The organism is Vreelandella vilamensis (genome assembly GCF_031451755.1).
GTDB lineage: Bacteria > Pseudomonadota > Gammaproteobacteria > Pseudomonadales > Halomonadaceae > Vreelandella > Vreelandella vilamensis.
Window position 1 is genome coordinate 1 of record NZ_JARWAN010000020.1, and the last position, 20,563, is coordinate 20,563.

Annotated in this window: 23 protein-coding genes, 1 pseudogene and 1 riboswitch; of the genes and pseudogenes, 5 read left to right on the top strand and 19 right to left on the bottom strand. The window is 57.6% G+C overall.

Going from position 1 to position 20,563, the window contains the following annotated elements:
* Positions 1 to 338: 338 nt before the first annotated feature.
* From QC823_RS11950 to QC823_RS16245, 3 genes and pseudogenes are all read left to right on the top strand, one after another.
* A complete protein-coding gene (locus tag QC823_RS11950; protein ID WP_309656577.1) occupies positions 339 to 587 on the top strand; it encodes a helix-turn-helix domain-containing protein in 249 nt (82 codons plus the stop codon).
* Positions 584 to 829 carry a HipA N-terminal domain-containing protein gene (locus QC823_RS11955; RefSeq protein WP_309656578.1) on the top strand — a complete coding sequence of 82 codons (246 nt, stop codon included), beginning with the start codon at positions 584 to 586 and terminating at the stop codon, positions 827 to 829. The genes QC823_RS11950 and QC823_RS11955 overlap by 4 nt, the downstream gene beginning before the upstream one ends.
* Before the next feature lie 20 nt (positions 830 to 849).
* A pseudogene (locus QC823_RS16245) lies at positions 850 to 1,305 on the top strand (HipA domain-containing protein); the annotation flags it as partial.
* On the opposite strand, the gene QC823_RS11960 reads toward QC823_RS16245, so the two are convergent.
* Together QC823_RS11960 and QC823_RS11965 are read right to left on the bottom strand one after the other, a co-directional pair.
* On the bottom strand, positions 1,257 to 1,742 hold the full coding sequence (locus tag QC823_RS11960; protein WP_309656579.1) for a YehS family protein: 486 nt from the start codon (positions 1,740 to 1,742) through the stop codon (positions 1,257 to 1,259). The pseudogene QC823_RS16245 and the gene QC823_RS11960 overlap by 49 nt on opposite strands.
* Before the next feature lie 10 nt (positions 1,743 to 1,752).
* Positions 1,753 to 2,175 (bottom strand): tetratricopeptide repeat protein, encoded by a 423-nt coding sequence (locus QC823_RS11965; RefSeq protein ID WP_309656580.1) that lies wholly within the window; start codon positions 2,173 to 2,175, stop codon positions 1,753 to 1,755.
* A 226-nt stretch (positions 2,176 to 2,401) separates the two neighbouring features.
* Here QC823_RS11965 and QC823_RS11970 point away from each other — a divergent pair, with 226 nt between their 5' ends.
* Positions 2,402 to 3,601 (top strand): DEAD/DEAH box helicase, encoded by a 1,200-nt coding sequence (locus QC823_RS11970; protein ID WP_309656581.1) that lies wholly within the window; start codon positions 2,402 to 2,404, stop codon positions 3,599 to 3,601.
* A gap of 53 nt (positions 3,602 to 3,654) precedes the next feature.
* Here the strand turns inward: QC823_RS11970 and rho are convergent, their stop codons facing one another.
* The 17 genes from rho to cobT all read right to left on the bottom strand — a co-directional run bounded on the left by rho (position 3,655) and on the right by cobT (position 18,474).
* Positions 3,655 to 4,611 (bottom strand): transcription termination factor Rho, encoded by a 957-nt coding sequence (gene rho, locus QC823_RS11975; protein WP_309656582.1) that lies wholly within the window; start codon positions 4,609 to 4,611, stop codon positions 3,655 to 3,657.
* A gap of 291 nt (positions 4,612 to 4,902) precedes the next feature.
* A complete protein-coding gene (gene brnA, locus QC823_RS11980) occupies positions 4,903 to 5,172 on the bottom strand; it encodes a type II toxin-antitoxin system BrnA family antitoxin (RefSeq protein ID WP_309656583.1) in 270 nt (89 codons plus the stop codon).
* On the bottom strand, positions 5,162 to 5,425 hold the full coding sequence (locus QC823_RS11985) for a BrnT family toxin (RefSeq protein ID WP_309656584.1): 264 nt from the start codon (positions 5,423 to 5,425) through the stop codon (positions 5,162 to 5,164). The genes brnA and QC823_RS11985 overlap by 11 nt, the downstream gene beginning before the upstream one ends.
* Before the next feature lie 157 nt (positions 5,426 to 5,582).
* Positions 5,583 to 6,194, bottom strand: a complete 612-nt coding sequence (gene cobO, locus QC823_RS11990; protein ID WP_309656585.1) for a cob(I)yrinic acid a,c-diamide adenosyltransferase — start codon at positions 6,192 to 6,194, stop codon at positions 5,583 to 5,585.
* Between the two features lie 19 nt (positions 6,195 to 6,213).
* Positions 6,214 to 6,654 (bottom strand): YtoQ family protein, encoded by a 441-nt coding sequence (locus QC823_RS11995; protein WP_263069450.1) that lies wholly within the window; start codon positions 6,652 to 6,654, stop codon positions 6,214 to 6,216.
* A gap of 83 nt (positions 6,655 to 6,737) precedes the next feature.
* A complete protein-coding gene (locus tag QC823_RS12000; RefSeq protein ID WP_309656586.1) occupies positions 6,738 to 8,051 on the bottom strand; it encodes a cobyrinic acid a,c-diamide synthase CobB in 1,314 nt (437 codons plus the stop codon).
* A gap of 47 nt (positions 8,052 to 8,098) precedes the next feature.
* Positions 8,099 to 8,878, bottom strand: a complete 780-nt coding sequence (locus QC823_RS12005) for an ABC transporter ATP-binding protein (protein ID WP_309656587.1) — start codon at positions 8,876 to 8,878, stop codon at positions 8,099 to 8,101.
* Entirely contained in the window at positions 8,878 to 9,849 is a 972-nt protein-coding gene (locus tag QC823_RS12010) for a FecCD family ABC transporter permease (RefSeq protein WP_309656588.1), read from the bottom strand. The genes QC823_RS12005 and QC823_RS12010 overlap by 1 nt, the downstream gene beginning before the upstream one ends.
* Positions 9,849 to 10,739: a cobalamin-binding protein gene (locus QC823_RS12015; RefSeq protein ID WP_309656589.1), complete on the bottom strand. Its 891-nt coding sequence runs from the start codon at positions 10,737 to 10,739 to the stop codon at positions 9,849 to 9,851. Before QC823_RS12015 ends, QC823_RS12010 begins: the two co-directional genes overlap by 1 nt.
* Positions 10,740 to 10,767: 28 nt before the next feature.
* Complete coding sequence (locus QC823_RS12020; protein ID WP_309656590.1) at positions 10,768 to 12,597, bottom strand: TonB-dependent receptor domain-containing protein; 1,830 nt, start codon at positions 12,595 to 12,597, stop codon at positions 10,768 to 10,770.
* 141 nt (positions 12,598 to 12,738) lie between these two features.
* Positions 12,739 to 12,971, bottom strand: a riboswitch (cobalamin riboswitch).
* Positions 12,972 to 13,021: 50 nt separating this feature from the next.
* Positions 13,022 to 13,450: a bifunctional adenosylcobinamide kinase/adenosylcobinamide-phosphate guanylyltransferase gene (locus tag QC823_RS12025; protein ID WP_309656591.1), complete on the bottom strand. Its 429-nt coding sequence runs from the start codon at positions 13,448 to 13,450 to the stop codon at positions 13,022 to 13,024.
* Complete coding sequence (locus QC823_RS12030) at positions 13,402 to 14,055, bottom strand: histidine phosphatase family protein (protein ID WP_309656592.1); 654 nt, start codon at positions 14,053 to 14,055, stop codon at positions 13,402 to 13,404. The genes QC823_RS12025 and QC823_RS12030 overlap by 49 nt, the downstream gene beginning before the upstream one ends.
* Positions 13,992 to 14,762, bottom strand: coding sequence for an adenosylcobinamide-GDP ribazoletransferase (gene cobS / locus QC823_RS12035; protein ID WP_309656593.1), 771 nt, complete (start codon positions 14,760 to 14,762; stop codon positions 13,992 to 13,994). Before cobS ends, QC823_RS12030 begins: the two co-directional genes overlap by 64 nt.
* Positions 14,759 to 15,328 carry a bifunctional adenosylcobinamide kinase/adenosylcobinamide-phosphate guanylyltransferase gene (locus QC823_RS12040; protein WP_309656594.1) on the bottom strand — a complete coding sequence of 190 codons (570 nt, stop codon included), beginning with the start codon at positions 15,326 to 15,328 and terminating at the stop codon, positions 14,759 to 14,761. Before QC823_RS12040 ends, cobS begins: the two co-directional genes overlap by 4 nt.
* The gene (gene cobD, locus QC823_RS12045; protein WP_309656595.1) at positions 15,312 to 16,427 is read right to left on the bottom strand and encodes a threonine-phosphate decarboxylase CobD; all 1,116 of its coding nucleotides are present in this window, start codon (positions 16,425 to 16,427) and stop codon (positions 15,312 to 15,314) included. The genes QC823_RS12040 and cobD overlap by 17 nt, the downstream gene beginning before the upstream one ends.
* Entirely contained in the window at positions 16,424 to 17,428 is a 1,005-nt protein-coding gene (gene cbiB / locus QC823_RS12050) for an adenosylcobinamide-phosphate synthase CbiB (protein WP_309656596.1), read from the bottom strand. The genes cobD and cbiB overlap by 4 nt, the downstream gene beginning before the upstream one ends.
* The gene (gene cobT, locus QC823_RS12055) at positions 17,425 to 18,474 is read right to left on the bottom strand and encodes a nicotinate-nucleotide--dimethylbenzimidazole phosphoribosyltransferase (RefSeq protein ID WP_309656597.1); all 1,050 of its coding nucleotides are present in this window, start codon (positions 18,472 to 18,474) and stop codon (positions 17,425 to 17,427) included. The genes cbiB and cobT overlap by 4 nt, the downstream gene beginning before the upstream one ends.
* A gap of 197 nt (positions 18,475 to 18,671) precedes the next feature.
* Here cobT and edd point away from each other — a divergent pair, with 197 nt between their 5' ends.
* Entirely contained in the window at positions 18,672 to 20,561 is a 1,890-nt protein-coding gene (edd, locus tag QC823_RS12060) for a phosphogluconate dehydratase (RefSeq protein ID WP_309656598.1), read from the top strand.
* Positions 20,562 to 20,563 lie beyond the last annotated feature (2 nt).

The following is a 20,563-nucleotide window of genomic DNA, read 5'->3' on the forward strand; positions in this document are numbered from 1 at the left end:
GAACCCGCAAAGCCAACGCGCATCTGCTGGAGCGCTTTTCTTCTTACTTAGGTCTGGACTTCAATCGCATAAAATCCCGACCCGACTTTGAGAGATGTGCCACTACGGCGCTATCGCGTCATGAAACTGTCCTAACCATTGTTTTTTAAATACTTCCTATTTAGATACTGAAATGTGCGCTTGGTCGTCAAGGATTGTCGGCAAGGACGTTTCCTTATCGGGAAAAATTACCTCAATTCGGCGCCAGTCTGGGATATTTATCCCTATCGGGAAATAAATCTTGACCCCATATCAGCAAGCGCATTATTTTCCTTATAGGGATAAAAAGGAATGCCAACATGAACAGCCACCATCCAATGCCGCAAACGCCTATTACAAGCGCCGAGACCCTTGGCACGCTGATTCGCCAAACGCGCAAACGCCAGCAGCTAACCCTTGAAACACTGGCCGGCCTTTGTGGCGTCAGCATGCGTTTTCTGAGTGAGTTGGAAAATGGCCGGGCCTCCTGCGGGCTGGGTCGCGTGCTGCTGGTGATGGAGACGCTTGGTATTGAGCTTTACGCCACGCCACCGGATACCGCGTCATGAGCCCTGACACACTCACGGTATGGTGGGACCAGCACCGCGTGGGTACGCTATGGCGGGGTACAGACAGCCGACTGATGGGGTTTGAATACGATGAAACGTGGCAAGCAAACGGCGTCGCCATTTCTAACAGCCTACCGTTACGTCAGCGAACCTGGCAGCCCGACACCCTGACCGCACATCACTGGTTAGGCAACTTGTTGCCTGAAGAGCAAGCCCGTACAGCGATGATGCTCATCACGTAAAGCCTCGGCTATCGCTTGCCGGCGCTCAAAATAAGCTCCCTGTATTCTGGCAACAGGAAACCCTCTATTTACCGCTGGGCACGACCCCCTCCTCCCACATCGTCAAGTTTGCCGTCGATGGTCGAGAACAGGTGATCCTTAACGAGCTCTACCTTAATACCCTAGCGGCCGTTATCGGGCTGGACTACCCAGCCACCTATATGCGTTTCGCGGGCCGATCGCCCTACTTGCTGGTTGAACGTTACGACCGCCAACGAAAATACGGAACCCTACAGCGGCTTCATCAAGAAGATATGTGCCAAGCCATGGGCCTTTATGCCCTTATCACTGACCACCAGCCCCAGGTGCGATGCGCTTTCCACCGTGGTGATGTCCGCATGCGGCACAAAGCCCGGTGCTTGGGCTGGCTCGCCACGCCGTCAGCCCTTCAGGGGTTTGAACCTGAGCCTTCTGCGGTTGGCCGTAACTGGCGCTGAACACCCATCAAGAAATTGCGCAGTATTTGGTCTTTGCACTCACGGTAATTCTTATGGCTTGGCTTGCGGAAAAACGCGCTGAGCTCGTGGGGGCTAAGCGGCAGTCCTACCTGCTCGAAGACTTCCAAAATATCCTCTGTCTTCATGTTCAGCGCGATGCGCAGCTTCTGGAACACCATGTTGTTGTTCAGCTGCGTTTCCGGCGCAGGCTGGGGGCCTTCGCGCTTGCCCCGCTTAAAGCTGATAAAGCCGTTCAAAAACGCGGCCAACTCTCTGTTTTTCATGGTTACGAAGGCGTCATCTTCGTCTTTTTTCAGCCAAGCCGTTACCTGCTCCTGGGTCACGCTCACATCAGCCAAGGCGAAAATATTAACGATGGTGTTATCTTTTAAATCAAAGGTGTAGCGGATACGGCGAAAAATATCGTTATTGGTCAAAATCAGGTTCCTAACGGGTAGTTAATGTTGCCAGCAGCTCGTTAATTTCTGCTTTAAGTTCGTTATCTTCAATAGTTTGAGCACTGGCCTGGGCCTGCTGCAAGCTTTCAATGGCCGCCTCGGTCTCGCCCAGCTCCTCTTGCAGCGTCGCCATGGAGAAACCAATCGAGGCAATATGGTCGTTCGTCTGCTTAGCCACCGCCTTATCCAGCGCTTTTTGGTAGATTGGCAGCGCGTCTTCTAGCTCTTCGGTGAAGTCGGCCAGGGTTTCCCACTGCTCGGGGTGGTCTTTCTCGGTGTTCTCGTGCTCAGTACAAATCGCCTGCAGCTCGGCATACAACGCTTCAAAGGTGGCGCGGTCATCTTTGGAAGCGGCCTTCATTAGCTTTTCGGCGAGCTCGTACACCGCCTTGTAAATTTTGGTATTAATCATTGACCACTACTCTTTTCCTTGGAGACGAATTCACAACAGACCCTGAAAGCGTGAGCTTCTGGGTGGATGAGAGGATTATACAATGAACGCGCCTTTACCGATGGGAGCTCATCCGGGGGGAAGGTCACGCCAACGTTAATATTCGAGCAACGAACGGCTGATTTTACGCTATGCTGCATCACTTTTTATTTTCGACACCCCTTACGACCATCTGTCAGAGCTTCTAATGCCCTTTTCAAAACTAGGCTTATCCCGTCCTCTTGTTCAAGCGATTACTGAACTCGGTTACAAAACGCCAACGCCCATTCAGGAACAAGCGATTCCTGCCATTCTTTCGGGTAACGACTTAATCGCCACCGCACAAACCGGCACAGGCAAAACCGCTGCCTTTGTGCTGCCGCTGCTGGAAAAATTCAGTAAAACAGCGGAAGCGCTGCGCGGCAAACGCATTCGTGCGCTGATCCTCGTGCCGACCCGTGAGCTCGCGGTTCAGGTCGAAGCCAGTGTGGCGCAATACGCTAAACACACGCCCTTAACCTCGATGGCCGTGTATGGCGGTGTGGATACCGCGCCGCAAAAAGAGCGCTTAATCGAAGGGGTAGACATCCTAGTCGCCACACCGGGTAGGCTGCTGGATTTGGCGCATCAGCGCGCGCTGCACTTTGATGCACTGCAAGTCATGGTGTTGGACGAAGCCGACAGAATGGTCGACATGGGCTTTGTCGATGATATCCACAAAATCATCATGCGCCTGCCTGAAAACCGTCAGAACCTGTTGTTCACGGCCACCATGACCAACGACGTTCGCGCTATTGCTCACGCGTTTTCAGACAGCAAGATGACCGACCTGGCGGCGGACATCTCCATTACGCCCAACGTCCGCGCCGCCGCCACGATCAAACAGTGGCTCATCACGGTAGACAAAGACGCCAAGTCCGCCTTGTTGAGCCACTTGATTAAAGAACAAGCGTGGGACCAGGCGCTTATTTTTGTCGAGAAAAAACACAGCGCGGCAAAGCTGGTGGCCCAGCTGGAAAAACGCGGCATCAAAGCGGATTCCATTCATGGCGGCAGAAGCCAGGCCATGCGTGAGACGGTGTTGGCGCAGTTCAAAACGGGCGAACTGAAGTACCTGGTGGCCACGGGAGTAGCCGCCCGGGGGTTGGATATTGGGGAACTCAGCCGTGTGGTGAATTACGATTTACCTTTTCAGCCAGAAGAGTACATCCACCGCATTGGCCGCACCGGCCGTGCAGGTGCCTCCGGTGAAGCCATCTCGCTTGTCGATATCAGCGACTTTAAAAATCTGTGTGCGATTGAAAAGCGTTTGAAAAATACGATTGAGCGCAAAGAAATTGCCGGCTTTCCAGTTAAAAAAGCCGTCCCCGCGTCTAACTTGAACCATGTTAAAAAAAACAACCGTTAAGCTATAACAAAAGAAGCTCACCTCTTGAACAACTACAAGGGTGAGCTTCTTCTCTATTCAGCGGGTGAAAACACATCCAACAGCTCGGCATTCGTGGGGTATTTTTCCAATAGCGCAAGCAGCTTCTGCGCGCCTTCTACTGGCTTAAGCGGCGTCAACGCTCTACGCAATGTGCGTACTTTTTCAATCTCTTTTGCATCAATCAACAGCTCTTCTCGGCGGGTACTGCTTTTGGCAATGTCGATCGCCGGGAAAATCCGCTGATTGGCCACGTCGCGTGATAACACGAGCTCCATATTACCGGTGCCCTTGAACTCCTCGAAAATCACCTGATCCATACGGCTTCCCGTATCTACCAGCACGGTGGCCAGAATAGTGAGCGATCCGCCGTTTTCAATCTTTCGCGCCGCGCCAAACAGTTTGCGCGGTATTTCCATCGCCCGGCTATCCATCCCACCGGACATCGTACGACCATTGCCCCGCTGCTCGGCATTATGAACGCGCGAGAGTCTGGTAAGGGAGTCGATCACAATCATTACATCATGCCCCTCGCCTGCCTGCTTACGCGCCGTCTCCAGAAGCTTATCCGCCATACGCACATGGTGTGTGTAGCTTTCGTCTGACGACGAAGCATGTACGTCTGCCGACACACTGCGCTTAAAATCGGTGACTTCTTCAGGGCGCTCATCAATCAGCAAGGCATACAGCTTGATGTCAGGGTAAGCCTCGGCCACGGCCTGGCAGATATGTTTTAACAACGTCGTTTTGCCAGAGCCTGGCGGCGCCACGATTAACCCCCGCTGCCCCATCCCAATGGGCGTTATCAAATCCATCGCCCGCACGGTACGCGGCTGAGCACCCGGCGCTAAATAAAGGCGTGGGGAAGGATGAATCGCGACGCCATTTAAAAAACGCTTTTCGGGATCATTAGGGAATGGATCTGCCACTTCGTCGGCGGGCTTGGCCTCTGTCTGCCTTTTCGTCTTCAGACTTAGTGTTTCTCTCGTCATGGTAGGGAAGGATCGCCTTGAATAACTTGAATTTATAGAATACTGAATTTATAAAGATAGCGGCATCATAGGCCAGCCGATCGGTCGCATCGTTGCGATACTTGGCATGGAAGACGGATAAGTCTAACTTTTGCTCAATCAGATAATACTCCGGGTGGGAGCTGATCTTAGTCGTTGATCGCCACCATAAGTTCCTTGCCAAATATCATGGGTTTGAAGCAACCTTTTTTACGCCACGAACTCAAATTATCCACTGTATACAGCTGGTGCGCATGCACGGCTAACGCTCCGCTAATGAGAGCCGCCTGCGGCGTCACCATTAAGCGGCTTGTTAGCAGATTCTGCCTGAAGCCGCTCCACCAGCCACACCTTGATAATCGATTGCCGGGTAACGCCAATACGTGCAGCCTCACGATCCAACGACTCCACCACCCAAGCCGGGAAATCGACGTTGATTCGCTTGTGTTCCTGATTAACGCGGCGAGCAGAAGACAGATCCAGGTCATCAACAATATCTTCCTGACCTTCCTCAAATTTTTTATCGAAGTCTTTAGCTTTCATAGAGCTCAACCTCCTTCTTGCGAGAACGCCTGACTGAAATCAGACGAATACGAGCATCCCTGTAGGTGACAACAGCCGACCAGTGCTTTTCACCAATCTTACCTACCAACAAAAACCTCTGCTCATCCTCTGATTTTGCGCGGATCTCCAGCAGGTGCGGATCTTTCCACAGCCCTTGGGCTGCAACGAAATCAATACCGTGCTTATCCAGATTGGCCTGGCTTTTGGCTTCGTCGAATTCAAATTCACCCATGAGTATAAATTATTCTTTTTTTACTCACTCCGCAAGATATAGAAGGGACTGTAGTTTCTAATAGTCATAGGGCTCTACCAAAGCGGTAGAGCTCTATGATGCGGTTCATTTCGGTAGGGGCTGCTTTCCTCTCACGCTTTACCTTTCCCTCATTACCTTAAAGCTCAATCCCCTTCTGGGCTTTGATGCCTTGGTCTTTGAAGGCGTGTTTGACCACTTTCATTTCGGTGACGGTGTCGGCGAGGTCGATGAGCTGTTGCGGGGCGTAGCGGCCGGTAACAATGGCGTGCTGCATTTCGGGGCGGGCTTGTAGGTCGTCGAGCACTTGGTCTAGGTCGAGGTACTCGTAACGCAAGGCGATGTTGAGTTCGTCGAGCAGTACCATGTGGTAGCTGTCGTCTTGGAGCATGCGCTTGGCTTGTTCCCAGGCGGCGTTGGCGGCGGCGACGTCGCGTTCGCGGTCTTGGGTATCCCAGGTGTAGCCTTCGCCCATCACGTGGTAGTCCACGTTGGGCAAGTTACGAAAGAAGGCTTCTTCGCCGGTGCTGAACGCGCCCTTAATAAACTGCACCACGCCGACTTTCATGCCGTGGCCTAGGCCGCGGGCGAGCATGCCAAAACCCGAGCTGCTTTTGCCTTTGCCGGGGCCGGTGAGCACCAGCAGAATGCCCTGCTCTTTATCGGCGCCAGCAATGCGCTCGTTCATGATTTTCTGCTTGGCCGCCATGCGCTGGGCATGGCGTTCCGGTGTTTTGGCATTGTCGCGCATGGGATCTCCTTGGGATTTTTTACGCTTTCAGCACGTAGCGCAGGGTTTCCACGACCTGATCGGTGGTGGTGCACCAGGCTTGCGCTTGGGCGTCGACTTCTTTCAGCGGGTGAACAATCTCTTCGCTGTGCAGCGTGATGTAAGGCTTGGCCAGTGCCGCGCAGTAGCCCGCGTCAAAGGCGGCGTTCCACTGCTTGTACTTGTCGCCAAAGCGCACTACCACTAAATCCGCCTGCTCGATCATGGTGCGGGTGCGGATGGCGTTCACTTTGGAGGATTGGTGGTCGCGCCAGAAGCCATTTTCCGGTTTTCCCAGGTGGTCGCCTGCGGCGTCAGAAGCGTCGTGGTCGGTCACGGGCGCGGTAAATACGATATCCAGCCCAGCGGCGTCTGCGCCACGTTGAATCTCTTCACGCCAGTCAGTGTGAATCTCGCCGGAAAGGTAAACGTAAAAGCTCATGGAGGCTCCTGTTGATCGTTGGTATGGGTGATTAAGCGCTCCATGATAGCTCACAAGATCTTAATGGAAAAACATTCCACAAATTACTTAGCTGCGATTTGCAGCGCCTGCCCGGTAAAAATATCCGCTACTAGCCTGGGTGCAGAAGGAAAATAACCGTGAAAGTAGCTTGCTACCAGCGCGCCTTCACGGTAAATCGGTTCGGCTTCGCTGCCTGCCAGTTTGCGGGTGCGGGCCAGCGGCTGCAGGGGCGTTTCCAGCAGCGAGTGATGGTAGGTGTGGCCGCGCAGTTCGCCGCTTTGGGTGTGCAGGCTTTGCAGCCCCAGCGCGGTGAGCTTACCGGCCATTTTGGCGGTGCCGGGCAGCAGCCCTAGCATGGCGTGGCTGATACCTTCGCCATCCACTAACTGCTCTACGCAGCTCATCAGCCCGCCGCACTCGGCGAGTATCGGTTTGCCTGCGCGGTGGTGGGCGCTTATCGCGTCGCGCATGGGCTGGTTGGCGCTGAAGCGGGCGGCGTGCAACTCTGGATAGCCGCCGGGCAGCCAGAGGGCGTCGCACTCGGGCAGCGCGGCGTCGTTAAGTGGTGAAAAGAAGTGCAGCGTCGCGCCCATCTCTTCTAACACATCAAGATTAGCGCGGTAGATAAACGCGAAGGCGTCGTCTTTGGCGATGGCAATGCGCACGCCGCGTAGGTACTGCGGTGCGGGAGTGGGCGCGTCGGCGCTCAACGTCACTTTTTTTGGAAGGTGGCCTAGCCCGGCGTCTTCCAGCACCTTGGCGGCAGCATCTAACTGCGCATCCAAGCCGCTGAGCTCGCTGGCTTGCACCAAGCCTAAGTGGCGGTCGGGGATTTTCATGGCGTCATGGCGAGGAATGGCCCCGAGCAGCGCAATGCCTTCCGGCATGCTGTCGGCAAGCAGTTTGCCGTGGCCGGGGCTGCCGATTCGGTTGGCAATCACTTCGTGAATGGCGAGATCCGAGTGGTAGTTGGCAAGGCCTTGGGCCACCGCGCCGAAGGTTTGCGCCATACCCCAGGCGTCAATCACCGGCAGCGCGGGGATGCCCGCTAACATGGCTAAGTCCGCGCTGGAGGGCGAGCCGTCGAACAACCCCATGGAACCTTCTACCAAAATCACGTCGGCTTCTTGGGCGGCTTTCGCCAAGCGCCAGCGGCACTCGTGCTCGCCGGTCATCCAGGGGTGAAGCTGGTACACCGGCTGGCCGGAGGCGATCTCTTGCACCATGGGGTCCAGGTAGTCGGGGCCATGCTTGAACACCCGTACGATGCGCCCGGCGTTGCGGTGCAGCCGCGCCAGCGCCGCCGTGACCATGGATTTGCCCTGGCCGGAGCCGGGGGCGCTGATTAACGCCGCGTGCGCTTCACCTTGTAACATGTCACTTCCTTGAACTCATCGAGTTATTCGCTACTTATTCACTGCTTTTAACGACGTCGCGCTTGAATGGGCACAAACACCGGCGCGCCATCCACCTCTACCGTGGCTAAGCGCTGTTGGTAGAGCCTTTCTAGGGCGCTGGGCACCAGCATATTATCGCGTGGGCCCCAGCAGGCTTCGCCGCTGGGGTAAAGCAGCAGAATGTGGTCGCACCAGCGGGCGGCGAGATTTAAATCATGCAGGCACATCATTACCGCACTACCCTCGGCGGCCTGCTCGGCCAAGAGCGCCATCACCTCGCTTTGGTGGTGTAAATCCAGATGGTTAGTGGGTTCGTCTGCCAGCCAGATGTTGGGGGCTTGGGTGAGCACCGTGGCCATCGCCACCCGCTGTCGCTCGCCGCCAGAAAGCGTACTCACCAAACGGTCGCGTAAATGCGCCACATCCAATTTTTCCAGTGCCGCTTCCGCCCGGGCGTAGTCGTCGGCTCCTTCCATCTGCCATAAAGAAAGATAGGGGTGGCGACCAATCAGTGCGGTTTCCAGCACCGTGGCGGGAAAACCATCCTGGCGATCTTGAAACACCAGCCCTAGCCTTTGGGCCACTTGCCGCCTGCGCAGTTGGCTAAGCGGTTTATCACCCAACTGCACCCTTCCTGAACGAGGGGCGTTTAACCCGGCGAGCGTGTGCAGCAGCGTGGTTTTGCCTGCCCCGTTGGGGCCGAGCACGCCCCACACCTGCCCCGGCTCAAGAGTAATATTCAGCGCCGTTCCACTTTCGCGTCCGGGCACGTCGATGATGAGATCGCGGGTAGCAAGTTCGCTCATCAGCGGCTCCGGTAGAGCAAAAAGAGGAACGTGGGCACGCCTAAAAGCGCGGTAATCACCCCCACCGGAAGCTGCTCTGGGGCAATCATGGTGCGCGCTAAGGTGTCGGCCAGCACCAGCAAGGTGCCGCCTGCCAGGGCGCAGGCAGGTAAGATTAAGCGTTGGTCGTTGCCCAGCAACAAGCGCAGCAAATGCGGCACCACCAGCCCGACAAAGCCGATACTGCCAGCGGTGGTCACGGCGGCGGCGGTTAAGAGGCTGGCGGTAATATAGATGCCCCATTCTAGCGGGCGCACGTCTACCCCCAGTGCGGCGGCCTGCTGCGGGCCACGGGCCAGCACGTTCAAGCTTCGCCCTAGCGGTATAAGCCCAATGCAAATCACCAATAAAAGCAGCAACGGCGGCCACGGGGTGCGTGCGTAGGAGAGATCGCCCATTAGCCAATACAACATGCCCGGCAGCCGCTCGGCAGGGCTAAGGGCCAGCATCAGGGTAATCACCGCGCCCCAGCCTGCCGCCACGACGACTCCCGTCAATAACAGCCGTGAAGGCGTCCAGCCGCCGCTGCCATGGGCCAGGCCAAACACTAAAAACGTCGAAAACAGCGCCCCGGCAAACGCCGAGCCGGAAATCAACACGCCGCCCACGCCTGCCAACATGGCTGCCAGCGCACCAATCGACGCCCCGCCAGAAAGCCCTAGCACGTAGGGGTCCGCAAGCGGGTTACGCAACAGCACCTGCATCAACGCCCCCGCCACTGCCAGAAGGCCGCCCACGGCAAAGGCGGATAGCGCACGGGGCAAACGCAAATCAACCACCATGGTGCGCGCCAGCGCATCACCCTGGCCCTGCACCACCGCCCATAGCTGGCCAATGGAAAGCTGCGCACTGCCCACCGCTAAGGAGAACAGCATAGCGGCCACGGCTATCAGCACCAGCAGGCCAAGAGGTTGCCATAGGCGCGCAGCCATCAAGAATCCCTGCGCTTTTGGCGGGTCTGTTCAAGCTTTTCGCAGAGAATCTGCGCGCCTTCCAGCAGGCGCGGAGTCGGCCGCTGAATTAAAGAAGGCGGTACAAAATAGAGGCTATCTTCCGCCACGGCCGTCAGGTTGGGGTATTGCTCCCAATGAGTGAGCCAGTCGCGGTTCTCTTCGCCCATGCCCCCGGCAATGATGGCGTCTGGGTTGGCGGCCAGCACGGCCTCGTCGTCCAGCCGTGGCACTAGCCGCCGCTGGTCGCCAAATACGTTCTCGCCGCCGCACAGCTGAAGCACTTGGCCAATCAGATGCTCGTCATTCACGCTCATCAAGGGTTCATCCCACACTTGGTAGAACGTGCGCACCGGCGCGCGCTCAGCGTAGCGAGTGGTTAATTCGGCCATTCCTGCTCTGAACGCATCGGCAACGGCCTGCCCGGCGGCTTCGGTACCCGCGAGCCGCGCTAAGCGCTCAATGGTATCGGCAACGTTTTCAACCGTGCGTGGCTCAATGTAAAACACCGGCATACCCAATGCTTCTAACGTTTCTAACTGCTCGGCGGGGTTTCCGGTCACCCAGCCGATGACTAAATCTGGCGCCAGCCCAACAAGGGCTTCTAAATCGAGGCGCGTGTGGCTCCCCACCGAGGCGACCTCCTCGGCTTCTGGGGGGTAGTCGCTGTAGCTCACCACGGCAACCACTTGGTCGCCTGCCCCTGCGGCATAAGTGAGTTCCGTCGCCCCAGGGGAAAGCGTGGCAATTCGCTGTGCAGCGTTGTGCAGGCATACTTCGCGGCCACGATCATCCACCACGCAGCGTGAAGGGTCTTGGCCCTGTGCTGGCAGGGTCAGGAGCGAAAACGCGAGACCCAAGGCCCCGCGCATTAACCCACGTTTGCTACTGACCAATTTGTTACTGACCAAAGTGAACACTTAGGAACCCTGCCCGACCGGCGTTCAGGTAATTATTTCCGTTAAAGAACTTGGCGGTCGCATAGTCTTTATCAAAGAAATTGTCGACGGTCAGGCGAGCCGACCATTGCGGCGCGAACTGCCAGCCAGCACGCAAGTTGACAAGACCGTAGCCTGCCAGACGCGCTTCATTGTCGGCATCATCATAACGGTGGTTCTGAGCGATCCAGGAACCGCCCAGGGAGACATCGCCCAGTTCACGGTCGATATCCAGACGCAGGCTTTCGCTGGCACGACGCTGAAGACGGTTGCCAGTGTCGCGATTTTCAGGATCGGTATAGGTCAGCGCCGCCTGAAGCGTCCAGTCATTCAACTCAGCTCCTGCAGAAAGCTCGGCGCCACGAATGCGTGCCGTATCGACGTTGAAGGCCGCATACACCCCCTGCTGGGAGGTGAAGGCGATCAAGTCTTCCACGTCGGTCTGATAGGCTGCCAAATCCCAGAAAAACTGCTCGTACTGGCCGCGCACCCCAAGCTCGAAGGTTTCGGACGTCTCGGCATTCAGGTCAGGATTACCGAAACCGGGAAAATAAAGATCATTGAATGTGGGCGCCTTGAAAGCGGTGCCGTAGCTTGTTCGCAGGGTATGGTGATCATCGAGGTCATAGCCCAACGCCAGGCTGCCGGTGACTTCATCGCCGTAGGCCTGGTTGTCGTCAAAACGCAGGCTAGCCTGCACGGCAAGTGGTGAAAAATCCAACAGGGCCTGGGTAAAAACAGCATTGTTGTCGCGGCTGTCTTCAGTGTAATCCGTGGTGCCGCTGACCTGATCTTCGCTATGTTCCGCCCCGACAATCCACTCATGGGCAGCAATGCTGAGCGTGTTTTCCCAGCGAGCGGTGCGCGTTTCGGTTTCAAAGGCTGAAACGCTGGTGGGAGTAAAATTCTCGCTATCGTCACGTGCCTCGCTCAAGGTAAAGCGGCTGCGCCAGGATTCGGTGACTGGAAACTCTGCATAGACGCCGGCTACCTGCTGAACGAAATCGATATTGCCGCCGTCGTATTCGGTATTCCCCCGAGCACGCAACGCCAACACACCCGCTTCCGCGCCGTTATCGAAGGTGTGCGCCACCCGCGCCAGGCCCGAGGTGTTGTCATAGCCCTTGTCTTCCCCTCCTTCGCGGATCGCCGTGCCATCGGTGTCGATGAGGCTGCCGGCGAAGCTGTAACGGGTGCCGCCTTCACTTCCCGACAGCGTGGCGCTGAGACGCTGGGTGTCGAACGAGCCACCTCCGGCGGAAATCGTCGGCTGCAGCCCTTCGCTTTCGGCTTGATGGGTAAACAACTGCACCACCCCACCCACGGCATCGGCGCCGTAGAGGCTGCCTCGGGGGCCACGGACAATCTCGGCACGCTCGAACATCCGCGGGTCGAGATGCTGCCAGGCAGCCCCGCCGGTAGTGGCCGAGCGCAGGCGAATGCCGTCAATCAAAAGAACCGCAGAATCGCTGCCCGTGCCTCTTATATAAACACTGCTGGCCTTGCCGAAGGAGCCATTGGTCTGAACATCCACCCCCGGCTGGCCGCGCAGGAGATCGGTCAGTTCCACCGGATCCTGGCGCCTAAAGGTGGCTTCATCCAGCACAGTGACGGAGGAGAGGGTTTCATCGGCGGTAAGCGGCGCTCGGTTGGCGGTGACCACTACCGGGTTGAGACGCTGGGCCTCGTCAGCCGCTGTATCACGAGTCTCGGCCTGAGCCTGAACGGCCAGGGGAAGGGCTACCAGGCTGAAAGCAGCCAAGCGACGAGGGGCAGTAATTCTGGTTTTCATGGGATTCCCTTGCTCACTGTACTCACCCGCACAGCGTGTTTTTTTGACCGAGCAGAGGAAAGCCAAGGGGAATATCGACCGTTTGAAAGCCAATGACATCACCCTGAGCCGCCCTCCGCGTCTCGGTATGGAGTGGTTCTTTTGAACCATCACTCTTAGGCCGGTCTCCGGGCTGACGAGCGAAAGGCCGCTTTTTTAAAAGCACAAACCCTTTCTGAACGACCACCTTCCCATGCGTTAGCACAGTGGCGCTTATAGCCGTTCTTATCTCGATCACCGTTGCGGGGGCAGCGTTGGATTTAAAAAAAGCTCACCAACTTCCCGTTTAACTGATGGCGGCAACCACCATCAGCACCTGAGAGTGCGCGTAAGCTAGCAACTTGCCAAAAGGAGGTCAATTGAAAGAGGCGGTCAATTTTACGGCCTAGCCCTTCAGCAGTTGCACTAGGCCGTGCCTCACATACCACGCCTGCTCGGCATGGGCCGCCGCATCCTGGTTAAACCAGCCATTTACATCGCGCAGGCGGCGCTGTTCGGGCTGCATAGGCACAATCCCACGCCCTACTTCCGTGGTAATGACAATCAGCGGCGCGTTTAACTTGTCGGCGCGCTGGCAGAGCTTGGCTAACTCGCCTTGCCACTGCTGGCGCAGGCCATCGTTTTCCGTGCCTTCTAAAGCGGCTTCGAGCCACTCAAGCACACCGGTAATAACGAGCGGCCGTTCACCCTTCAACGCCTGCTGGCAATCACTCAATGGTTGCGCAGCATCAAGCCGCCACCAGTGCGCTTTTGGAAAGCGGGCGGTTACGGCGTCACGCTTTCCAGCGCAGGCACCGCCGATGAAGAGCTGCATTGCCATTCTCCTTTTCCCTGTGCGTCTTGCTGATAAATAAGCTGCCAACGCCTGCCTTGGGCTTGAGCCACGACGCCATCCCAAAAATGGATCGTTTCAAAGCGGCGGCGCAGCTCGCGAATCACGCCGCCGTGGGTGACGGCGAGTACCTTTCGGTGATTTCCAGCGCGGGCATTGGCTGCAAGGTCGTCGAGCCAGGCATCCAGGCGCGCGCGTAGCTGGCCAGAGGACTCACCGCCGGGAATTTGCAGCTCGCCGACGCTATCGATCCAGGCGCGGTAGTGGGGCAACTCTTTGAGTTCGTCATAAACCTTGCCTTCGTACTCGCCAAAATCCAGCTCGCGCAGGCGCGGCTCTAAACTTACCGCCGTGCCGGGCTTTACCGCCTGAGCCCATTCAAGGGTTTGTTGGCAACGCTGTAAATCGCTTGAGTGAATCGCATCAAATTGCTCACCGGCCAGCGTATCGCGCAGTGCCAAGAGCCCCGCTTCGGCATCCGGAAACAGCAGCGGAATATCTTGCTGGCCTTGATAGCGGCGCTCTAAATTCCAGGCGGTGATACCGTGGCGAACTGCCACCAGCTCCACACTAAGATCAATAGCCAAAGCTCTCCTCCTTCAATGGTGGCGCCAACCATATCGCCGTTAATACCGTTAAACAGTCGCATCATGGCCCAGCGCACCAGTACCACAAACACGATGACCGTTAGCCACATTAATAGGGCGGCTGGCGCTAATAGCGCGATGAACGCCAAGGGCAATAGCGCAAGCGCCACATCTTGAGCGCTAAGCGACTGCTGCCAGCTCCACGCCAAGCCCTTCTGCTGAGCGCAGGGCGTTAGCACCAGTAACGCAACGCCCGCCCAGCGCCCTAGCCCCGGCACTATCAGCAGCCACCACAAGGGGGCTTGATACGCCAGTAACGCCCACAGCAGCACCGCCTTCCAGGCGAGTAGAAACACCAGCGCCAGCATTGCGAAGCTACCGATTTGCGGGTCTTTCATGATTTCCCAACGGCGCGCCAGCGGCTGATTGCTCCCTAGGGCATCGGCAATGTCCATGACACCGTCTAAATGCAGCCCACCCGTTAGCGCTACCCAAACACTGAGTACGGCTAGCGCGGTGATGGGCGCGGGCACGTTTTGCATAGCAAACGCTATTAGCGTGAGCACGCTGCCGATCATCAACCCCACTAACGGATAGACCCGCACTGCCCAACGCCGGGTGTCGGGGGTCCAGGGAACGGCTATTGGAATCGGAATGCGGGTAAGAAACTGCAGCGCCAGTAAGACACCGAATGAAGCATTTTTCACCGTGCCGGCTCCTTCTTTCGCTTCCACTGCTTATTCTTCCAAGGCAGTGCACAGCCCGCGACGACGTCGAGTACAGAATCCGCCTCTGCCGCCAGCCAACGGTGAACCCGCTGGAGAAAGGCCAGATAACGCCAGGTTTCGGCATCGATAGGCGGCAGCGTTTCGTTGATATCATTGGAAACAATCACCAAATGAACGTCACGCGCTCGGGCATCCGCAAGCGTGTTTACCAGCAGCGTTAAACCTTCCTGCTCGCTTAGCTCGCTGGCATACAAGACCTGGCTGGCCCACAGCGTAAGGCAGTCAAGTAGCACTGCGTGGCCAGCGGGTACTTGGGTAACGGCTTGATCAATACGTAGCGGCGCCTCTATGGTTTGCCAGTGTACGCCCTGCCACTGCTCTTTCCTGGTTTGACGGTGACGGGCCACCCGCTCGGCCATCTCGTCGTCGTACACGTCTGCGGTGGCTAAATAGTAACAAGGCGAGCTGCCCGCGGCGCTCACTACCTGCTGCTCAGCCATCTCGCTTTTGCCCGAACGGGCCCCGCCGCTAACAAAGACAATCATTGACCACCTTTTTCAATACATTCAAAAATCGCTGATTGTCAGGCTTGTCGCGCAGCGCTATACGGAGCCATTCACCCTCAAGCCCGGTAAAACTGTGGGTATGGCGCACCAGTATGCCGTAATGCAGCAACCGCTCAAATAACACATCGCTGGAGACGCCTGCGGCACGCTGCTCAATGCCGGGGCGAATCAGAAAAAAGCCGGCCCGGCTGGGCACAACGTCCAACCCCAACTCGCTAATCGCTTGGCTCATACGTGGCCGCTCGCTGGCTAACCAACGCTGGGTGCGCCGAGTAAAGGCATCATCCGCCAGCAGCGGCGCCACCAGTTCAGCCGCCAAGTGATTAACGCTCCAAGGCGGCTGGTGGGGCTGTGCCGCTTGAATCGTGGCCGACTCCGCCAACATGTAGCCTAACCGCAACCCTGGCAGGGTATAAAATTTGGTCATTGAACGCAGCAGAATCAGGTGCGGGTAGCGATCCAGCAGCGGCACCATCGACACCGCCTCATGCGTTTCGCCGACCATGTCGACAAACGCCTCATCCACCACTACCCGGCACCCCGCCCAAGCCGTGTAATCCAGCAATGTCTCCATCACCGAGGTATCGATAAGCGTCGCCGTGGGATTATTGGGCCGACACAAAAACAGCACATCGATATCAACAAGCCCTGCCAACAACGAATCAAGTTCCAGCGTGAAGTGCGGCGCGGGCAGTGCGATTTCACTGACGGTAAGCCGGTGGGCGCGGCAGGCGCGGGCATATTCGCCAAAGCTTGGGGTAACGATCGCCGCACGTTTACCTGCGTGCAGCGCGGCAGCCAAAAAAATCGCTTCCGCACCGCCGTTGGTCAGCAGCACCCGGTCAGCCTGAAGTTGATGATGGGCGGCAATGGCCTGCCGAGCAGCGGCATAGTCCGGCGCGGGGTAGCGCTCAAGACCTGCCAACTGCTGTGTTAAAAAGTCACGTACCCAGGCGGGTGGCCCCAAGGGATTCAGATTGGCACTAAAATCGTACAGCCGATGCCCTGATGGCAAGCCGAAGTGCGCTAAGAGCGCCTCGGACTGGCCACCGTGGCTGGGCCATTCAGGTGTACTCATAGAAGCCTCGGAAAAATCAAACTCAACCCAACAACCAAGACAACTGGCAGCAACATAAACAGCAGCCAGGCGCCGTGCATTAAACGCACGGCAGCAGTGATATGGACTAAACGCAGCGGCTCAAGCGGCTCGCCCAGCGTCGCACGGTGCGATGCCTCACCGAGATAAAAATTAGTGCCGCCCAGTTGCACGCCGAGTAAACGGGCCACCATGGCTTCCGGCCAACCGGCGTTGGGACTGGGGTGGCGCGGCGCATCGCGGCAGGTGCCTTGCAGCGCCCCCTTCCAGCGCAGGGGTAAAACACCCGACACGCTCAATAGCAGGCCAGCGAACCATAGGCACAGCGCGGTTAAACGCGCAGGAATCCAGTTGGCCACATCGTCCAGCTTGGCAGAGGCAAAACCAAAATCGGCATAGCGTTGATCTTTGTAGCCCACCATCGAATCCAGAGTATTCACCGCCTTGTACGCCAGCGCCAGCGGCGCCCCGCCGATAAGGGCAAAAAACAGCGGCACGGTGATGCCGTCTACGGTATTTTCCGCCACCGTTTCCACCGTGCCGCGAGTGATGTCTGCTTCATCTAAACCTTGCGTATCGCGCCCGACAATCATTCCCAGCGCTTGTCGTGCGGCGGGCAAGTCGCCTTTGCTAAGCGGTTCTGCCACCGCACGGGCCGCATCGCCCAAGCCTTTAATCGCCAACGTAGTGGAAAGTAGCCAAAGCTCGGCTATTAACGCCAACCCGGGGTGAAACCTGGCAAGCACTACGAGAAACAGCCAGCTAATCAACCACACCCCGCCGACCACCGTAACCGTTAAGAAAGCACCGCTTAGCTTGCGCTGCTGCGCCGTGCCGCGATTCCATAGCCGCTCGTAACTGCTAATCACCCGCCCCATTAGCACCACCGGGTGCGGCAGCGTGCGGGGATCGCCAATGACCAAGTCCATCATGATCGCCAGTGCGACAATAACTATCCCGCTATACATAACGCCAGAAATCATGGGGCGGCTTTATTGCTAACGCCCGCATCGGCAAAAGAGGCCATTTCGCTGAGCATGGCGGCCGCCGCCTGTAGTAGCGGAAAGGCCAGCGCCGCACCGCTCCCTTCGCCAAGGCGCATACCCAGTGAGAGCAGCGGCTTAGCGTCAAGCGCTTCTAGCGCCGTGGCATGGCCTGGCTCGTGTGAGCGATGGCCAAAAATTAGGTAGTCGCGCACTAATGGGCACAGGCGACAAGCCGTGAGCGCCGCCACGGTGGCGATAAAGCCATCCACAATAGCGGGCGTGCGATGCGCCGCTGCGGCTAAATAAGCCCCGGTCATCGCGGCAATTTCAAGGCCGCCCAGCTTAGCGAGTACGTCTAAGGGTTCGTCGGCGTTGGCTTGGCGGGCACGTAGCGCACGCTCAATCACCGCAACTTTATGGGCAAGCTGGGCGCTATTAATGCCAGTGCCCGCCCCAACTACCTGGGCAACCGGCACACCGGTAAATGCCGCTAGCATGGCACTGCTGGCAGTGGTATTGGCAATGCCCATTTCGCCCACAATAATGCAGTTGGCCCCTGCCTTTTTTGCGCGCTCAACCGCGGCCACGCCTTGTTCAATCGCCGCTAAGGCTTCCTCGGCGTGCATGGCATCTTCTACGACCATGTTGGCCGTGCTCGCACGCACTTTCGCCAGGGTAACGCCAGGCAGCGTTAACGTAGAGGCAACGCCCACATCGACGATTTCTACCTCAGCGCCAATTTGCCGCGCAAACACATTAATCGCCGCCCCGCCGCTGGCGAAGTTGGCCACCATCTGGGCGGTGACTTCCTGGGGAAACGCGGAAACACCTTCGCTGGCTACCCCATGGTCGGCGGCAAACACCACAATATGCGGCGGTGACACGTTAGGCTTAGCCATGCCGGTGATGGCGCTAAGCTGAATGGCCAGGGCTTCTAACTCGCCTAAGCTGCCGGGAGGTTTGGTCAGCGTATCTAAGTAGGCGCGCGTCTTTTCACCGACATTGAAATCAACTGACTGAATGTGGTCAACAATGGCGTGCATGCAGGCTCTGCTCAACATCAAAGCACAAAATAGTAGCAAAAACCCGGGTGCTATACTTGCTATTTCATTGGCCGATCTTTCACTTTGTGCTGATTTTTAAACCTACCTGCACTTTTTAGCGTGCTGCGATCAATGCAAAAGAATCAAGTAAGAAAACGACAAATCTCACTCACCGTTCCTATCACGCAGAGGCCCGTATGCCGAGCTCAACACATGCCACTTTAAACCCCATCGTTGCTGAGGTTACCCGTCGCATTCGCGAGCGTTCTGCTGAGCGGCGTGCGCTTTACGAAAGCCGCATGGCGGATCAGCACCGCCGCGGCGTGCATCGCGGCGAACTCTCCTGCGGTAACTTGGCCCACGGCTTTGCTGCTTGCGGCGCTGAGGATAAAGATGCGCTCAAGCTGATGAATAGCGCCAACTTGGGCATTATCTCGGCCTACAACGACATGCTGTCGGCACACCAGCCGTTTGAGCACTTCCCCGGCCTTATCAAGGAGGCTGCCCGGGCGATGAGGTCAACGGCGCAGTTCGCCGGGGGCGTACCCGCCATGTGCGATGGCGTGACCCAAGGCCAGCCAGGGATGGAGCTATCGCTGTTCTCCCGCGATGTGATCGCCATGGCCACGGCCGTGGGGCTTTCGCACAATATGTTTGACGCGGCTTTGTACCTAGGCGTGTGCGACAAGATCGTACCCGGGCTTTTTATTGCCGCGGCGCGGTTTGGCCATTTGCCGGCGATGTTTGTGCCCGCCGGGCCAATGGAAAGCGGCCTGCCCAACAAAGAGAAAGCGCGCATCCGCCAGCTATATGCCGAGGGCAAGGCGAGCCGCGAGGATCTGCTCGACGCCGAGTCTGCCTCCTATCACAGCCCTGGCACCTGTACGTTTTACGGCACCGCCAACTCCAACCAGCTGATGATGGAGATGATGGGCCTGCACCTGCCGGGGATGTCGTTTGTGAACCCGGGCACGCCGCTGCGGGAGGCGCTAACGCGCTACGCCACCGAACAGGCGATTCGCAACACTGAGCCTGGCGGTGACTATCGCCCGTTCTACAAGCAGATCGACGAGCGCGCGATTGTCAACGCAGTCGTTGGGCTGTTGGCTTCGGGCGGCTCCACCAACCACACGCTGCACTTAATTGCCATGGCGGCAGCGGCCGGCATCACGCTCACCTGGGATGACTTCACCGCGCTTTCCGCCGTCACGCCGAGCCTCATGCAGGTCTACCCCAACGGCCAGGCCGATATTAACCACTTTCAAGCCGCCGGCGGCATGAGCTATCTGTTCCGCGAGCTACTCGGTGCGGGGCTGCTTCACAGCGACATTCCCACCGTGTTCGGCACCGATTTAAGCGCTTACACGCAGGAGCCGTTTCTCGAAGATGGCAACGCAGTATGGCGTGAAGGCCCTAAGAAGAGTCTCGATGATGAGGTGTTGCGCGGTATCTCCAGTGCCTTCGCGCCCACCGGTGGGCTCACCGTGCTCGACGGCAACCTAGGGCGTGGCGTGATCAAAGTCTCGGCGGTGGCGGAAGCGCACCGAGTCGTTGAAGCCCCGGTAAAAATCTTCGACGACCAGAACGAGCTCAAAGGGGCGTTTGAAGCGGGCGACCTTGATCGCGACGTCATCGCGGTGTTGCGTTTTCAAGGCCCCAAAGCCAATGGTATGCCGGAACTTCACAAACTCACGCCTTACCTGGGCGTGCTCCAAGACCGTGGCTTTAAAGTCGCGCTCGTCACCGATGGGCGTATGTCCGGCGCCTCGGGCAAGGTGCCGGCAGCCATTCACTTAAGCCCTGAGGCATTAGATGGTGGCGGGCTTACCAAGCTGCGCGATGGCGACATTGTGCGCTTGGATGCTAACACCGGCACCCTTATCGCCAACGTGGATGCGGCTACCTGGGCCGAGCGCGAGCGTGTTGTGGCTAACCTAGACCACTACCACGTGGGCTTGGGCCGTGAACTGTTCGGCGGCTTTCGCCATTTGGCGATGCGCGGCGAGGAAGGCGCGGGGGTTTTTGGCGGTTTTGAAGCCGACGACCTCGCCCGCCAGGAGAGCCAAATTCACGACGAAGATGCGTAAAG

Coding starts and splice junctions, on each gene's coding strand:
- QC823_RS11950 (WP_309656577.1), top strand. CDS start 339: ATGAACAGCCACCATCCAATGCCGCAAACGCCTATTACAAGCGCCGAG.
- QC823_RS11955 (WP_309656578.1), top strand. CDS start 584: ATGAGCCCTGACACACTCACGGTATGGTGGGACCAGCACCGCGTGGGT.
- QC823_RS11965 (WP_309656580.1), bottom strand. CDS start 2,175: ATGATTAATACCAAAATTTACAAGGCGGTGTACGAGCTCGCCGAAAAG.
- QC823_RS11970 (WP_309656581.1), top strand. CDS start 2,402: ATGCCCTTTTCAAAACTAGGCTTATCCCGTCCTCTTGTTCAAGCGATT.
- rho (WP_309656582.1), bottom strand. CDS start 4,611: ATGACGAGAGAAACACTAAGTCTGAAGACGAAAAGGCAGACAGAGGCC.
- brnA (WP_309656583.1), bottom strand. CDS start 5,172: ATGAAAGCTAAAGACTTCGATAAAAAATTTGAGGAAGGTCAGGAAGAT.
- QC823_RS11985 (WP_309656584.1), bottom strand. CDS start 5,425: ATGGGTGAATTTGAATTCGACGAAGCCAAAAGCCAGGCCAATCTGGAT.
- cobO (WP_309656585.1), bottom strand. CDS start 6,194: ATGCGCGACAATGCCAAAACACCGGAACGCCATGCCCAGCGCATGGCG.
- QC823_RS11995 (WP_263069450.1), bottom strand. CDS start 6,654: ATGAGCTTTTACGTTTACCTTTCCGGCGAGATTCACACTGACTGGCGT.
- QC823_RS12000 (WP_309656586.1), bottom strand. CDS start 8,051: ATGTTACAAGGTGAAGCGCACGCGGCGTTAATCAGCGCCCCCGGCTCC.
- QC823_RS12005 (WP_309656587.1), bottom strand. CDS start 8,878: ATGAGCGAACTTGCTACCCGCGATCTCATCATCGACGTGCCCGGACGC.
- QC823_RS12010 (WP_309656588.1), bottom strand. CDS start 9,849: ATGGCTGCGCGCCTATGGCAACCTCTTGGCCTGCTGGTGCTGATAGCC.
- QC823_RS12015 (WP_309656589.1), bottom strand. CDS start 10,739: ATGCGCGGGGCCTTGGGTCTCGCGTTTTCGCTCCTGACCCTGCCAGCA.
- QC823_RS12020 (WP_309656590.1), bottom strand. CDS start 12,597: ATGAAAACCAGAATTACTGCCCCTCGTCGCTTGGCTGCTTTCAGCCTG.
- QC823_RS12025 (WP_309656591.1), bottom strand. CDS start 13,450: ATGCAGCTCTTCATCGGCGGTGCCTGCGCTGGAAAGCGTGACGCCGTA.
- QC823_RS12040 (WP_309656594.1), bottom strand. CDS start 15,328: ATGATTGTCTTTGTTAGCGGCGGGGCCCGTTCGGGCAAAAGCGAGATG.
- cobD (WP_309656595.1), bottom strand. CDS start 16,427: ATGAGTACACCTGAATGGCCCAGCCACGGTGGCCAGTCCGAGGCGCTC.
- cbiB (WP_309656596.1), bottom strand. CDS start 17,428: ATGATTTCTGGCGTTATGTATAGCGGGATAGTTATTGTCGCACTGGCG.
- cobT (WP_309656597.1), bottom strand. CDS start 18,474: ATGCACGCCATTGTTGACCACATTCAGTCAGTTGATTTCAATGTCGGT.
- edd (WP_309656598.1), top strand. CDS start 18,672: ATGCCGAGCTCAACACATGCCACTTTAAACCCCATCGTTGCTGAGGTT.